This is a genomic window from Sediminibacterium goheungense (assembly GCF_004361915.1).
GTDB classification, from domain to species: Bacteria; Bacteroidota; Bacteroidia; order Chitinophagales; family Chitinophagaceae; genus Sediminibacterium; species Sediminibacterium goheungense.
This window is the reverse complement of the sequence record NZ_SNWP01000011.1, coordinates 837756-853082: the sequence shown is the minus strand read 5'-3', so window position 1 is coordinate 853082 and position 15327 is coordinate 837756. Positions and strand designations below refer to the sequence as shown.

Here is a 15327-nt window from a genome sequence, read left to right as displayed (position 1 = left end):
CGGTTGAACAAAAGATGAATTTTCACGTTGCTGTACCGTACCTTTGCGGCGTTTAAAACCCGGCCCAAAAACCGGATTTCTACCACCATATTAAGTCTTTCCAGAATATGAATCTTTTTGAACAACAATCAGCCGAGTTTCAAACACGTCATATTGGCCCCAATGAAGCCGATACGCATAACATGTTATCAGTAATTGGTGCCGGTTCACTGGATGAACTGATCAGTAAAACGGTGCCTGACAGTATCCGTATTAAAAAGCCATTGGGTATACCAGCGGCTATGAGTGAGTACCAGTACCTCAGTGAACTGAAAAAGACGGCTTCAAAAAATAAAGTATTCAAAAACTATATTGGACAGGGCTATTATGGCACCATCACACCCAGTGTGATATTGCGTAATATTTTTGAAAACCCAGGGTGGTACACACAATACACACCTTACCAGGCGGAAATTTCGCAAGGACGTTTGGAGAGCTTACTGAATTTCCAGACCATGGTATCGGATCTGACAGGTTTACCCATCTCCAATGCTTCCTTGCTGGATGAAGCTACTGCAGCAGCAGAAGCCATGGCCATGATTTTCCACCACATCAATAAAACAGATATCATCAGCAAACCCAAACTTTTTGTTGATCAGCATACATTCCAGCAAACCATTGATGTATTGGTTACCCGTGCCGAGCCTATTGGCATTGAAATCGTAGTTGGGGATTATACAACTGCAGATATAGATGCTACCTATTTTGGCGCCTTAATTCAATATCCCAACAGCAATGGTGCTACGGAAGATTATCGGGCATTTATTGATAAAGTACATGGTTTTGATGGATTAGTGATCATGGCTACAGATCTGCTCGCGCTCACACTTCTCACCCCTCCGGGCGAGTTGGGCGCAGATGTTGCCGTAGGCAGTGCACAACGTTTTGGTGTACCAATGGGATTTGGCGGACCTCATGCTGCTTTTTTTGCTACCAAAGATGATTTCAAAAGAGGCATGCCTGGCCGACTGATTGGTGTAAGTATAGATGCGCAGGGTAACCGTGCATTGCGAATGGCACTTCAGACCAGGGAACAGCATATCAAAAGAGAAAAAGCTACTTCTAATATTTGTACTGCACAGGCACTACTGGCAAATATGGCAGCAATGTATGCCGTTTTCCATGGTCCGAAAGGGCTTCAGGAAATTGCTACACGCGTTCACTTGCTGGCAAAGGCCTTATCGAATGGTCTTTCTAAAATGGGTATTCAGCAGGTAAATAAAAGCTATTTCGATACTTTACATATTGTTGGTGTTGATGCAGATTCATTGAAAAAAACAGCCGAAGCTGCTGACACCAATTTCTTCTATCATAAGAATACAGTCATCATTAGTATTGATGAAACTACTTCAGTTGACGATATCAATACTGTACTTGGCATTTTTGCTAAAGTAAACGGAAAATCGGCTGTAACTATTTCGGCTGCTGATTTAGGAGATAAGAGCTATCAATTATCTGACGGCCTCAAACGTAGTTCCTCCTATCTCACACATCCGGTTTTCAATACGCACCGTAGCGAGAGCCAGATGATGCGTTATATCAAACAACTGGAAAATAAAGATCTCTCTTTGAATACCAGTATGATCAGTCTGGGCAGTTGTACCATGAAGCTGAATGCAGCTACTGAAATGATTCCTGTAAGCTGGCCTGAATTTGGGGGTCTTCATCCTTTTGCACCTGCCTCACAAACTGCAGGTTATCAGCAGATCATTAGTGAGTTAAATGATTACCTGTGCAAAATAACCGGCTTCACTGCCTGCAGTCTGCAGCCCAATAGTGGCGCCCAGGGTGAGTATGCAGGTCTATTAACCATACGCGCCTACCATGTAGCGAGAAATGAAGCACACAGAAATGTAGTATTGATTCCTATCAGTGCCCATGGTACCAACCCTGCCAGTGCTGTTATGGCCGGCTTTAAAGTGGTAGTGGTAAAATGCGATGATGCAGGTAATATCGATGTAGCTGACCTGAAAGCAAAAGCAGAACAATACAAAGACAGCTTAGGTGCCTTGATGGTAACCTATCCTTCTACCCATGGTGTATTTGAAGAAACCATTAAAGAGATCTGTCAGATTATACACGACAATGGCGGATTGGTATATATGGATGGCGCCAATATGAATGCGCAGGTCGGATTAACAAGTCCTGGTATGATTGGCGCAGATGTTTGTCACCTTAACCTCCATAAAACATTCGCTATTCCACATGGTGGAGGTGGTCCAGGCATGGGCCCTATCTGTGTGAATGATAAACTGGCGCCTTATTTACCCGGACATACTGTATTGGGTAATGCATCACTGGCGGTAAGTGCGGCCCAATATGGTTCTGCAAGTATTCTGCTGATCAGTTATGGTTATATTAAAATGCTCGGCGAAGAAGGTATCAGACGTTCTACAGAATATGCAATTCTCAATGCGAATTATATGAAAGCGCGTTTGGAGAAGTTTTATAAAATTTTATATACAGGCTCTAATGGCAGTTGTGCGCATGAATTTATTGTTGACCTGCGTCCTTTTAAACAAAGCGTTGGTATTGAAGCAGAAGATGTGGCCAAGCGTTTGATTGACTATGGCTTCCATGCACCTACTATGAGTTTTCCCGTACCTGGCACCATCATGATAGAGCCTACTGAGAGTGAAGACAAAGGTGAACTGGATCGTTTCTGTGATGCTTTGATTTCGATCTATGAAGAAATAAAAGCCATTGAAGAGGGCAAATCAGATAAAACAGATAACCCCTTGAAAAATGCTCCGCATACGCAGGCTGTTATTTGTGCTGATGAATGGGCCCATGCCTATAGCCGTCAGCAGGCTGCTTTCCCTCTCTATTATGTAACCCAGCATAAATTCTGGCCTAGTGTTGCAAGGGTGAATAATACACATGGCGACAGAAACCTCATCTGTACCTGTGAACCGGTTTCCTCTTATGTAACAGAATAAAAAGAAAATAGCCTATAAAAAAAGTCCTTCCATTTCTGGAAGGACTTTTTTATAACTGAATAGAGATAATGAGTTTACCACCAAAGCCCTCTTCCACAATTCTTTGTAAGGTAGAGAGGCGAACTTCTTTTACATCGTTTTCAATTTTTGAAATATAGGATTTTGTAGTGCCTACACGGGTGGCCAGTTCTTCCTGTGTTAATCCTTTTCGCAAACGAGCTTCCTGTAGCAATACACCTGTTTTAAAATTTTTATAGCCAGCTTCCAATATTTCTCTTTTAGGTGCGCCTCTTTTCCCGTAATGCTTTTCTTTGAAAGCTTCTAAAGTAAGCATCTGTTTATTTTTCGTTTTCATATGCCTGTTTTATTTTAAGTGCTTTTTTAATTTCTTTTATGGGTGTTTTTTGTTGCCTTTTTTGAAACCCGTTGATCAGAACCACCATTTTCTCTTGCTCAAAAAAGCAGAAGATTCTAAAAATGTCTGAACCATATTGAACCCTTGTTTCGTACAACCCTTCGGTATTTTCAATATGTTTCAGGTAAGTATCTGGTATCCGTAATAAATCTTCTATTAACTCAAGTGTCCAGAGTATCTTTTCTTTTACCGGATCTTTTTGCAAAAGGAAAAATTGTTCAAAGTGATCCTGATAAAAAATCACCTGTCTTACTTTCTGATGGTTTGTCATAACAAAGCTATTTAAAGTTGCCCTATCGGACAACTTTTTTTGAAATATTTTATTCTTCCATCTCCTTCAACTGCTTTTCCAGCATTTCGATCAGTTTTTGTTTGTCGGCCAAAGCAGCTTCGAGTTGACTGATTTGTTGTTTGAGTAAGGGGATGAATTCCTGCATGATTAAGCCGTATGAGGCAGACTCTTCCTCAACCGTATTCATCATTTCAATTTTTGGTACGCGAGAGTTTGCATTGAGCATTTCACCTTCGCCGGATAATAGCCAGCTGATATTTAATTCCGGGAATCGTTTTTCGATTCTTGACAGGATGGCTCCCCCGAAAGAGCCTTTATTCTTGCGCTGTTTGCCCAAATAACCGTTTGAAAGTTTGCATTCTTTTTCAACCCAGCTTGGGATATATCGTTTATGGGCCATGAACTGAAAAAATCTTTCGGGTGCTGTCATTGTGAATAAGTGTTTAGAAAATGACCGAATTAGTATAGAAGATTTTAGAAAAATGATTTTTACTTTTATTGTCTTGAATGCTTACGAAGAAAGCTATAAACCATAAATACTGCAATACGTATTTATACCTGATTTGGCCTGATAAATCCGCAGAACTGAACTCAATACAGGTCAATACTGCAAAAACTCCATGTCGTAAGTAACCGATCTGCCGCATCACTTCGCGTGAGAAGTATTGAAACATTTCTAATGAATTCAACATGGAAAAGGAATTTCTCTACACCAACCACACATTCTGTTCCCTTAACAAGGAAGAATCAGACAATCCCCAGCAGATACTTGCCGAGTTATTTGATTTCGCACATCTTCCTGAGCTTAAGCAGATGTTATGGGACTGGTTAAAAACCACTGTTACCGGTAGTTATAATAAAATACTCAGCAATAGGGAACGTACTACCATACTTTTATTGTATGAATATTTAGACAAACTACTTGAAGCGAATTATCTATTGCACACTGAACTCAAAAAACAGGAAGAAAATAAAAAAGAGGAACAGGTGCATATCTTTTAATCGGCTCAACACACTCACATATTTATGTGATGAAAATCATAATCAATTGTTTATCAACATACTTGAATGATTTTGTCGGTCATATAGCATCATGAGTGGTTTGCATGCGCCCTGCTGTAACAATAGTTTTGTGTTTCGAAATCATCAACATGAAACAAAAATTATTATTTGTATTACTGCTTTGCATCGGTGTTATCATGCAGGCACCATTGCATGCGCAGGGCTTTCTGAAAAAGCTAAAAGACAAGGTAGAAAAAAAGGCAGAAGATGTACTGGATAAAAAGATAGCCGATAAAACAGGAACAGGTAGTAATGGGGGAACTGCAAACGGAAATCCCAACACAATGCCTACCACAAGAAATGGCAGGCCAATGAATACAGCAGGTGAAGGACTCAAAAACTCAACGGTACCCGATGTATTACAACAGATTACCGATGCAGATCTGGCCTACAGTAAACAACAGTTTGGCGAAGCCAGGTTTTCTATTCAGCAGGCTTTACTGGGAGTGGAGCTGCAAATTGGCAAGCAGCTACTCGCATCACTGCCATTAGAAGTTGCCGGTTTACCCAAAGATTCTGCAGAAGACAGGGTTATGAGTACACGCTATGGCTGGGCCAATCTTAGTATTCAGCGTGTGTATCAAAAAGATGATCAACAATTATCGATCCTGATTGGTAATAATAGTATGTATGCCGGCGCTCTCGATATGTATTTCGGATTTGCAGCTACACAATCGAACGGAGAAACCCAAAATACCAAACAAATAAGGGTAAAGGGTAATAAAGCTATTATCCAGTTTGAAGAAAGAGAAGGTTATACCGTTCTCATGCAGCTGGGCACATCGGGTATGATTACATTTAAAGGAATCAATTTCAATAACGAAAAAGATATGATGGATGCTGTTCAGCAATTCGATATTGACTCCATCAAAAAAACTATGGGCGAACAATAAGTAAATACCAAACAATGAAACATACATTTATTATCATACTTTTCTTAGCATTTTCCGCCATGTCCTATGGTCAGGATTTCAAAAAAAACATAGCAACGGCACAAACAAATTATACAGCAGGTAATTTACAGGATGCACACTTTGCTTTATTGCAAATGATGCAGGATCTCGATATTACCATTGGCAAAGAAGTATTAAAACTCTTTCCGGCTTCTTTAGATAGTCTCACAGCAGTAGGAAAAACCGACAATGTTTATGGCAGCAGTCAGTTTACAGGTGTTACCATTGAAAAAAACTATGGTCAGTTTGCCAAAAAAGCCAGTTTGAATGTAGTAATTAACTCTCCATTGTTAAATGCACTCAATGCCTATATAAGCTCGCCATTGATGGCTGGTTTTGGAGGTGATCCGAATACAAAAATTGTGAAAGTGGGCAGTTATAAAGCAAGGTTGAACAAAGATGCAGATGATGAAAACACATACAGGCTAGAAGTTCCTTTGAGTAATGCTTTACTGAGCCTTAAAATCAGTAATAGTAATGAAGCAGAGATTATGTCACTTGCTACACAGCTACCTATTGCTAAAATGGCAAGCCTGTTACAATAACAGATTAATAAGCAGCAACCCTCAGCAAAAGCTATCTACCCTTCGGCAGATGGCTTTTTTTATTCGGTAAACTCTTTTGCCTGCCTGCTGGTTATTGGTATATTTATACAAATCATACCCATATGAAACAGGAAATTATCAATCTGTACGACGAGTACACACATAAACCACTTCCCCGTGAAGTGTTTTTGAAGCGGCTGGCTATTTTAGCAGGCAGCACTACTGCTGCCATGGCCATCTTGCCCATGCTGGAAAATAACTATGCGGTAGCAGCAACTGTTCCTGAACAGGATATAGAACTACATACAGAAGAAATTACTTACGACGCAGGTGGTATTACCATGAAAGCTTATCTGGCAAAACCCAAAAAAGGGGGTAAATATGGTGGTGTAATGATCATCCACGAAAACAGAGGTCTTAATGACCATATACGTGATGTTGCTCGTCGTGCCGCAAAAGCCGGCTATATCGCTATTGCACCCGATGCTTTGTCGCCTGCCGGTGGTACACCAACCGATCAGGATCAGGCAAGAGATTTGTTTTCCAAGATAGATGCCAAACAGAACCTCATTAATTTCGCCAAAGGGTTCGACTATTTAAAGAGCCGGAAAGATTGCAATGGCTTTACGGGTTGTGTAGGTTTTTGCTGGGGCGGCGCCCTGGTAAATCAACTTGCCGTAAACGTGCCTGACCTGAAAGCCGCCGTGGCTTTTTATGGCAGACAGGCTGATGCTGCAGATGTACCTAAAATAAAAGCTGCCCTGCAATTACATTATGCCGGATTGGATGAGCGAATCAATGCCGGCATTCCGGCTTATGAAGAGGCACTGAAAAAGAACAATATAAAATATGAACTATACATTTATGAAGGCGTGAATCACGCATTTCATAACGATACTTCCGGTGCCCGATACAATGAAGCCGCTGCCAAACTTGCCTGGACAAGAACCCTTGATTTCTGGAACGCAAATATGAAATAGACATTTATTTCCTTTTATAATAACCAGGGGTTGAACAACAAGGTTTTTTCGTTGTTACCTTTGTACAAAAGATTTATTCTATGATAGCAACCAAAGCATACGCAGCAGCGACGCCCAAAGCCCAGTTAACACCTTTTGAACTGGAGAGAAGAGAGCCAGGACCACATGACGTTCATATCGACATTTTGTATTGTGGTGTTTGTCATTCTGATATTCACCAGGCACGTGAAGAATGGGGTCAGGCTATTTTCCCAATGGTACCTGGCCATGAAATTGTAGGCAAGGTAGTTCGTGTGGGTGATAAGGTTACCAAGTTCAAAGTAGGCGATCTGGCAGGCGTAGGTTGCTTTGTTGATTCGTGCCGTACCTGTGAGAACTGCAAAAACGATCTTGAACAATATTGTGATGAAGGAATGGTAGGCACCTATAACGGTCGTGAACGTGTTACCAACGCACCTACTTATGGTGGATATTCTACCAATATCGTTGTTGACGAAAACTATACCCTGCATATTTCTGATAAATTACCACTGGAAGGTGTAGCACCACTGCTTTGTGCAGGCATTACTACCTATTCCCCATTGAGATATGTTGGCGTTAAAAAGGGGCATAAAGTGGCCGTATTTGGTTTAGGTGGTCTCGGACATATGGGTGTAAAGTTTGCTGCGGCGTTTGGAGCAGAAGTAACCATGCTGAGTACTTCTCCTTCTAAAGAAGCAGATGCAAAAAGACTAGGCGCACATCATTTTGCCCTTATCAACGATAAGGAAACGATGAAAAGTCTGGCCAACTCTTTTGATTTTATCCTGAATACCGTTTCTGCAGACCATGCATACAGTGATTACCTGAATCTGCTGAAAACCAACGGCACCATGATCATTGTAGGTTTACCGGAATCGCCATCTACTGTACCAGCTTTCTCATTAATTCCTAAACGCAGAAGCATTCTGGGTTCTATGATTGGCGGTATTAAAGAAACACAGGAGATGCTTGATTTTTGTGCCGAACATAATATTGTTTCTGATGTAGAAGTAATACCGATGCAAAAAATCAATGAAGCTTATGAACGAATGATCAAAGCTGATGTGAGATACCGATTTGTGATTGACCTGGCTTCTCTGAAATAAGATATAATATCACCCGTAAAAAAAAGCGCCTTTATTATAAAGGCGCTTTTTTATGGGTGATTGACAGGTACTATTTTCCTGTACTCTGTTGCGTGATTCGTTCTGTTTTTGCATAGTTAATGTACCTGTATTTTCCAACGGTACTTACATCGAGCGATAACTTATACGTTATGCCCTCTACCACTGTACTGGTTTCAACTTTCTCCTGCTTAACAGCAGCCTGTTGTGATTTTGCATTTGCTAACAATTCAGCAAAAACTCTCCCCTTCATAGTAACCGGTGCAGGAATGCGATGGATCGCCAATACCGTAGGTGCAATGTCTACATTGGATGTTGGCAGGTTTCCTTCGAACGATTTTTTAAAAGAAGGACCGCTTGCCAGTAAAGCAATATGCACTTCATAAGGACTGAAGCCACCATGCCCTGCCACACCTCTTGCATAGCTGGTACCGGCATACCCGGTATTATTTTTAGCGTCGTTCCAATTTTCATCAACCAGTATATCAGCTGCCCTTTCCGTATGGTTCCAGTGAATGGCATCAAATGAAAGGGTTCCCGGCACCCAGCCCTTCATGCTTCCTGCCTTATCTGCCTTGGTAAATATGGCACCTACCCACTCCTCCAGTTGCAAGGCAGCCACTACTTTTTTAATGACGGATGGATCATGGTCTTTAACATACAATGCACCTTCAGCTGCAACAATATCATCAGACTCTTTGTCTTTTTTGAATCCTTTCTGTATCAGAAAATCCGCTACACCTAACTTACCGGCTTTTGTTACAAAACCATGATCGGTTGAAATAATAATATTGGTTCGGTTAGTAAGACCTTTTTCGTCAAGTGTCTGAATAATTCTTCCAAACTGTTCATCAACAGATTTGATAGAAGCATTGGCTGCAGGTGAGCCTATACCATCGCTATGAGCAGCACCATCAGGATCTGAATACCAGATAGCATTTACCAATGGTCCGTTCTTGGCAAACCCGAATTTTAGTAACGCATCAGTAATCCATTTATGCTGTGCACTATTGGGTTTGCCATTGGGAGGAATGGGTCCCAATGCATTCACCAATTGTTCCTTTAAGGAAGCTGGTAATATCATGGATGTATTAACGATGGCTCCATTACCTACCTTATGGTTTTGCAGTAATGCCTGGCCGCTTGAACCTGAACTAAATACCATCATTCTTTGTCCTACTGTTTCCAGTGCCTCTCCTAATGATACAGACGTTAGCAAGCGATCATTCGTGGCAATTGCTATTTTATTCAACTCACTGGCATCGCCGGTATTCAATCCCTTCACCGGATTTACCTGTGGAAAATAAACGGTATTACCCATAATACCATTGGTACCGGGATAACTACCTGTAGAATAAGAAGATGAATTGACACGGGTTACTGTTGGAAATACGCTATGATGTTTTTTCCCATAAGATCCTCTTTTACTGAATGCATATACATTAGGCATGAGTTCAGGTGTAATATAATCTGGTCGCAGACCATCAAAAAAAACAATAAGTGTTTTTACAGAAGTATCTATCTGAGCAGTTACCTGCATGCCGATCATCAAAATAATTATAATTAAACTATTCTTTTTCATACGAGTCATTTTGATTGTTTATTTTTCCCACCAAACTTTTATATCGCTGTTATCACCACCCATTGACGTTACTGCTTTTGAAAGATTTTCGGCATTTAGCGACTGTAAATAAGTAGGATATGGCACCCTACTCGGAAATTTATTTTCAACTGGTATACCGGCACCGCGTGGAAGTATAGGATATCCCGTTCTTCTTTTTTCAAACCATGATTGGTAATCAACAAAGAAATACGCATAATATTTCTGTAACATAATCTGTTCCAACTGTTTGGCAATTGTTGCAGTAGCATCATAGGCTACGCCAGACTGGCTCAGATAACCTGTGGGCAAAGTGAATCCCCACTGTACCATTGATGCAGTAATACCTGCTTCATAATGTTGCCGGGCCGTTTTTCCGGTTATAAAGCCTTTTAAAGCCAGCTCAGCTTTTATAAATTCAAGTTCAGACAGCGTCATCATAATACCCATGGATACATAGGTTTTCAAAACATCACTATAGCTTGAATTTCTACCTACCTGGTACTCGGTTGTGACCGGATAGCCGCTTTCTATACCTACATAAGACGGTACACCTCCAACAGTTACAGTTGTACTCCACAAAGTTCTTCTGGGATCATTGTCAGCATTCATTTTATCCATAAAGAATTTTGTGAAATAGGTTCCATCCCGCCAATCGAGTTGTCTTGCATTGTAGTATGGATTGAAATAAGGAAATGACCCAGTAAACTTGAGTATGGCCTCATCTGCATTGACCGCAAACATGGGATACTTAACAGGATCGGCCAGCATGGTTGTAATCTGGTTATTGATATTCAACTCATCATTTCGTTTTGAAATTCTTAAAAGCAAACGAAGTTTTAAGGAATTACAGAAACGCTTCCACTTCACCATTCCGGGATTTACAGAACCTGATAAAGTATTTGCATTGTAGAGGATATCACCACCATAGGTTAATGCCTTACTGGTATTGATTAAATCATTCGCCGTTTCCAGATCAGCCAGTATTTTTATGTAGATATCTTTTTGTTTATCGAATGCAGGCTGAAAATTACCAGCGGTTGCTTTGGTAGCTTCACTGAATGGAACATCACCATACAAATCGGTCAGGATAGAATAGCTCCAAGCTTTATAAATTAAGGCAATAGCCTTGTAGTTGGGTTCATTTAACTGATCAGCTATTTTATAGATATCTTCAATATCGGTTAGATAACTATAAAAATTACTCCATACACCTGCGCCTGGGTTTACCACATAACGGTGGAGTCCCGTACCTCCCGGACTTGAACGGGGTGCGTCTACCTGCATTAACTCATGTGTAAAGTTTCTTGCAGCGGTTACAGTAGAGCTTACGATTCTATACTGAAGCTGCCCGAGCATTACGCCCGGATTTACTTCTTTGGGCCTGTTAGGATCCGTATTGAGTGATTCAAAATTTTTAGCGCAGCTACTCATGAGTACCATCAGGAGAAGTAGTATATAATAGTTCAATGCATATTTTTTCATAAAAAAGATTGTCAGGATTAAAATTTAAATGTGAGGTTGATACCCATATTTCTGGTAGAAGGGAACTGTGTAAGTTCAACACCCGGCGTTAAGGTTCCACTGTTCAGGTTACCACCTTCCGGATCGAAACCGGGGAAGCTGGTAATATTAAACAGGTCTCTTCCGTACACAGCCACACTTGTTTGTCTGATACCTATTTTAGATAAAATATTTTTTGGCAGGTTAAACTCTACCCTTGCTTCTCTGAGTTTCAGAAACGAAGCATCAAAAATGTTCATCTCAGCATTGCTGATCGCATAAATATTATCATAATAAGAACTGGCTGCTACATTCACTGTGTTTTTTTCATACTTACCTGTTCCACTGTTGAAAACAACACCCTCCCCCACAATTCCATTATCTCTTCCCGGTAGTGTTACTTTGGTTTTACCGAGTGTATTGTTTTTATGGTTGGTTTGTGAATACATACTACCACCTTTCTGACCATCTAAGAGAATGCTGATTCTGAAATTACCCACTGTAAACTCATTCATTAAGCCAGCTTTCCAGTCTGCAAAGGCATTGCCCCATTTTTTAGCCACCGGATCAAGTGGTGCGGGCAAACCATTGGTTGAATAAATGATTTGTCCATCCGCTGTTCGTTGAAAACCTCTACCATACAGATCACCCATTCGTCCACCAACCCTTGCTTCAATACTTACGTTTCCACTATGGCTATAAATAATCTGATTGGTAATACCTGCAGCCAGTTCACGAACATAACTTCTATTTCTACTCCAGGTTAGTGTGGTGGTCCATGCAAAATTTTTACGAATGATGGGTTTGCCTGTCAGGGTGAGCTCAATACCTTTACTATTGATGAGACCCGCATTTACCAATGCACTTGAATAACCCGAAACCGGGTCTAAGGGGATAGCCAATATCTGGTTACGGCTCTTATTATCATACATTGCAATATCAATACCCAATCTTCCTTTAAAAAAACGCAGATCTAGTCCGGCTTCGTAACTGGTGGTAATTTCCGGTTTCAGGTCTGTATTAAACAGTGTGGAAGGATTTGTAAAACTATTACCATAAATACGGTCATAGTATTTATCTGTCTGATAAGGTCTTGTATCGTTACCCACCTGCGCCCATGATGCCCTGAATTTTGCAAACGATATCTGCGAAGGCAGTGTGAACATATCACTTAATAGAAAACTGGTACTTACAGATGGATAGAAAAACGAATTGTTTTTAAAAGGCAGTGTGCTTGACCAATCGTTTCTGCCGGTTATATCGAGGAAAACCTGCTCTTTGTAAGCAAACTGTGCTGATCCATATAAACTATTGATCGCTTTTTTGGTTTTAACTGCATCTACTACTGCAGGGTCAAGGCTATTAGACACCTGGTAAATACCTGGCTGTGAAAGCTGGTCTGCGTAGGCGCCTGAAAAATCATAGGTTTGACGCATAGCATTACCACCACCAGAAATGGTATAGTTAATATCATCATTGATCCTGTCTTTATAGGTCAAGAGAAAATCTGCATTCATTTCATAGTTGAATACATTTTGTTCCCTGTACATACCTCGGGGGTATTTGGTCATACTAAAAGGACGCTGTTGCGAACGAAACTCAAAAGACAAATCCGTACCTGTTCGTAACATGAGTTCAAGCTTTTTATTAATGGTATAGGTAGCTGCTATATTACCAATTACACCATGCTTATTCATTTTATTCAGCATCTCATACAAATCGAGGTATGGATTATCAGGACCAGGATTGAATGGATTTTTTTGTTTCACACCTACAAGACCTGGCTCCCAATAAGGTTTAAACCATTCGGGTCTGATATTAGGTGCGGTACCAATGATTAGGAAATACATGATAGTCTGGTTATTGTAACCCGCTGTAGGAAGATTATCGCTTTGCTTATTTGTGTAGTTTACTTTTCCGGTAATCTTTAAGCGGTCAGAAATTTTTTGTGATACCGATAAGGCAGCATTGATTCTTTCAAATCCTGTATTGGGTAGTATCCAATCATTTTTAAGGTGTGTAAGCGATAAACGGGCAGATCCTTTATCGTTACCACCTTCCATTGAAATGCTGTTTGATACAGTAAGTCCTGTTTTAAAGAACCCTGAAATATAATCTTTGTGTGCAACCCAAGGCGTCCTTACCACCGGTCTTCCATCAGGCGCATCAGGATTGTATTGAAAATATTGCTGTCCGTTGAAACGTGGCCCCCATGCTCTTCCTGCGGCTACACCGGTGCTGGTATTCGGACCATCTGCATTATCGAGGTATGAATAATAGGCACTGGTTCTTCCTTCTCCATATTCAAACTGATAATCTGGCCAGCGGTTTACCTGATCAATACTTACATTACTATTGAAGGTTACGCCGATGCCTTTATCAGTGCGCTGTCCGGATTTTGTAGTAATAATGATAGCACCTCCGGCAGCGCGGCTTCCGTATAATGCGGTTGCACCAGGCCCTTTCAATACCGTTATTTTATCAATATCGTCGGGGTTGATATCTGAGAGGCCAGAACCAAAATCAACAGGCCCATCTGCAGCAAGGTGAGCATTATAACCTGTACCAGTAATACGGCTGCTCACCGGCACCCCATCAATAATAATTAATGCCTGATTGTTATCGAGGTTTAATGAGTTTTCACCTCGTAAGGTTACCCTTGATGACCCCATCGGACCAGAACCGGTTCCCTGAACGTTTAATCCTGCTACTTTCCCAGATAAGGTATTCACCCAGTTATTGGTTCTAGCATCTTTCACAGCATTTTCTTTCACAGTCTGTGCAGCATAACCCAGCGATTTTTCTTCTCTTCTTATACCCAGTGCCGTTACCACCACTTCCTGTAATACTTCTTTCTTTTCTGCCATTATAACAGTCAGGTTATCTGATCCTTTAACAGGTATCTGCATTGGCTGATAACCTGTATAACTGATTTCCAAAACCGCATTGACCGATGAAATACCATTCAGATTAATGGCGAAAATGCCATCAGTCATACTGGTTGTTTTTACAGTTGTTCCTTTTAACTGGATGATCGCTCCGATAAGTGGATTGGATGCACTATCTCTCACAACACCTTTCAATATTTGTGCTTGCGCAATCGCTGTTATAGTCATAAAACTCAACAACAGACATAGTTTTCGGGGGAATGGGGTACAAACAGATTTCATAAACAGTTTTTAAGACTGCAAATGTTTCTGTTTTCAAACCCAGATAAAACAGGCTAAAAGAAACTTAATGATTCAATCAATATTTCTTCATAGTAACATAAAGCATTGCTAACAATTGCATAATCCGACGGATGTATTTTCTACGCACAAAAATTCTACCCCTCATAATTGCACCCCAACAAAAAAGCATAGTGAGTTGTCACTATGCTTTTTTGTTACGAAAGACCTTTCAGTAAAAATATATTTATACTGCCATGGCTCTTTCTACAGGTACTTCTAAAAATTGCAGGAAATTTTCCTGCGACCATTCATTTTTTTCTTCCACCCATACACAGAGATGGTTTTTTACTGCTTTTAGTTTTGCCCATGCTTCTTGTAAAATAACAGGTTCATTGGAGGGTCTTACGGGTGATGTTTCTTCGCCCAGGGTTGCGATGATTTTTCCATTCATCTTCCGGAAACTGTCTTTGAAAAATTTTCCGACAGGCGCATCCGGTTCTCCAAAAACACAATTACCTAAGATGAGTCCCAATACTTTATCCTGACCAGTATTAAGAATGATATTAAGGTGCAGATAGGCAATCTTTTCTCCGTACTGATTCAAAATGGGAGTCATGGCAGTTTATTTTGGGAGGCCAATGTTAGCCATTCCGGGTAGCAATGTGAAGTGCCGTAGTGAAACTT

The 15327-nt window shown here is 40.6% G+C and carries 13 protein-coding genes; 6 read left to right on the top strand and 7 right to left on the bottom strand.

What is annotated here, in order from left to right; translation table 11 throughout:
• Positions 1-107 precede the first annotated feature (107 nt).
• On the top strand, positions 108-2978 hold the full coding sequence (gene gcvP, locus BC659_RS11385) for an aminomethyl-transferring glycine dehydrogenase (RefSeq protein WP_133474879.1): 2871 nt from the start codon (positions 108-110) through the stop codon (positions 2976-2978).
• Positions 2979-3027: 49 nt separating this feature from the next.
• Here gcvP and BC659_RS11380 read toward each other — a convergent pair whose 3' ends face one another.
• Genes BC659_RS11380 through BC659_RS11370 form a run of 3 tightly spaced genes read right to left on the bottom strand, consistent with a single transcriptional unit; the run spans position 3028 to position 4115 of the window.
• On the bottom strand, positions 3028-3333 hold the full coding sequence (locus BC659_RS11380; protein WP_133474878.1) for a helix-turn-helix domain-containing protein: 306 nt from the start codon (positions 3331-3333) through the stop codon (positions 3028-3030).
• Positions 3317-3664, bottom strand: coding sequence for a type II toxin-antitoxin system RelE/ParE family toxin (locus tag BC659_RS11375; protein WP_133474877.1), 348 nt, complete (start codon positions 3662-3664; stop codon positions 3317-3319). Before BC659_RS11375 ends, BC659_RS11380 begins: the two co-directional genes overlap by 17 nt.
• A gap of 49 nt (positions 3665-3713) precedes the next feature.
• On the bottom strand, positions 3714-4115 hold the full coding sequence (locus BC659_RS11370) for a hypothetical protein (RefSeq protein WP_133474876.1): 402 nt from the start codon (positions 4113-4115) through the stop codon (positions 3714-3716).
• 260 nt (positions 4116-4375) lie between these two features.
• On the opposite strand from BC659_RS11370, the gene BC659_RS11365 reads away from it, so the two are divergent.
• From BC659_RS11365 to BC659_RS11345, 5 genes are all read left to right on the top strand, one after another.
• Positions 4376-4687: a hypothetical protein gene (locus tag BC659_RS11365; RefSeq protein ID WP_133474875.1), complete on the top strand. Its 312-nt coding sequence runs from the start codon at positions 4376-4378 to the stop codon at positions 4685-4687.
• A gap of 149 nt (positions 4688-4836) precedes the next feature.
• Positions 4837-5640, top strand: coding sequence for a hypothetical protein (locus BC659_RS11360; RefSeq protein WP_133474874.1), 804 nt, complete (start codon positions 4837-4839; stop codon positions 5638-5640).
• 14 nt (positions 5641-5654) lie between these two features.
• Complete coding sequence (locus tag BC659_RS11355) at positions 5655-6245, top strand: hypothetical protein (protein WP_133474873.1); 591 nt, start codon at positions 5655-5657, stop codon at positions 6243-6245.
• A 122-nt stretch (positions 6246-6367) separates the two neighbouring features.
• Positions 6368-7225 (top strand): dienelactone hydrolase family protein, encoded by an 858-nt coding sequence (locus BC659_RS11350; RefSeq protein WP_133474872.1) that lies wholly within the window; start codon positions 6368-6370, stop codon positions 7223-7225.
• A gap of 80 nt (positions 7226-7305) precedes the next feature.
• Positions 7306-8352 (top strand): NAD(P)-dependent alcohol dehydrogenase, encoded by a 1047-nt coding sequence (locus BC659_RS11345; protein ID WP_133474871.1) that lies wholly within the window; start codon positions 7306-7308, stop codon positions 8350-8352.
• Positions 8353-8422: 70 nt separating this feature from the next.
• On the opposite strand, the gene BC659_RS11340 is transcribed toward BC659_RS11345, so the two are convergent.
• The 4 genes from BC659_RS11340 to BC659_RS11325 form a co-directional block, all read right to left on the bottom strand.
• Positions 8423-9952, bottom strand: coding sequence for an alkaline phosphatase family protein (locus BC659_RS11340; RefSeq protein ID WP_133474870.1), 1530 nt, complete (start codon positions 9950-9952; stop codon positions 8423-8425).
• An 18-nt stretch (positions 9953-9970) separates the two neighbouring features.
• A complete protein-coding gene (locus tag BC659_RS11335; RefSeq protein WP_133474869.1) occupies positions 9971-11455 on the bottom strand; it encodes a SusD/RagB family nutrient-binding outer membrane lipoprotein in 1485 nt (494 codons plus the stop codon).
• A 17-nt stretch (positions 11456-11472) separates the two neighbouring features.
• A complete protein-coding gene (locus tag BC659_RS11330) occupies positions 11473-14643 on the bottom strand; it encodes a SusC/RagA family TonB-linked outer membrane protein (RefSeq protein ID WP_133474868.1) in 3171 nt (1056 codons plus the stop codon).
• A gap of 244 nt (positions 14644-14887) precedes the next feature.
• Positions 14888-15259, bottom strand: a complete 372-nt coding sequence (locus BC659_RS11325; RefSeq protein WP_133474867.1) for a 4-fold beta flower protein — start codon at positions 15257-15259, stop codon at positions 14888-14890.
• Positions 15260-15327 lie beyond the last annotated feature (68 nt).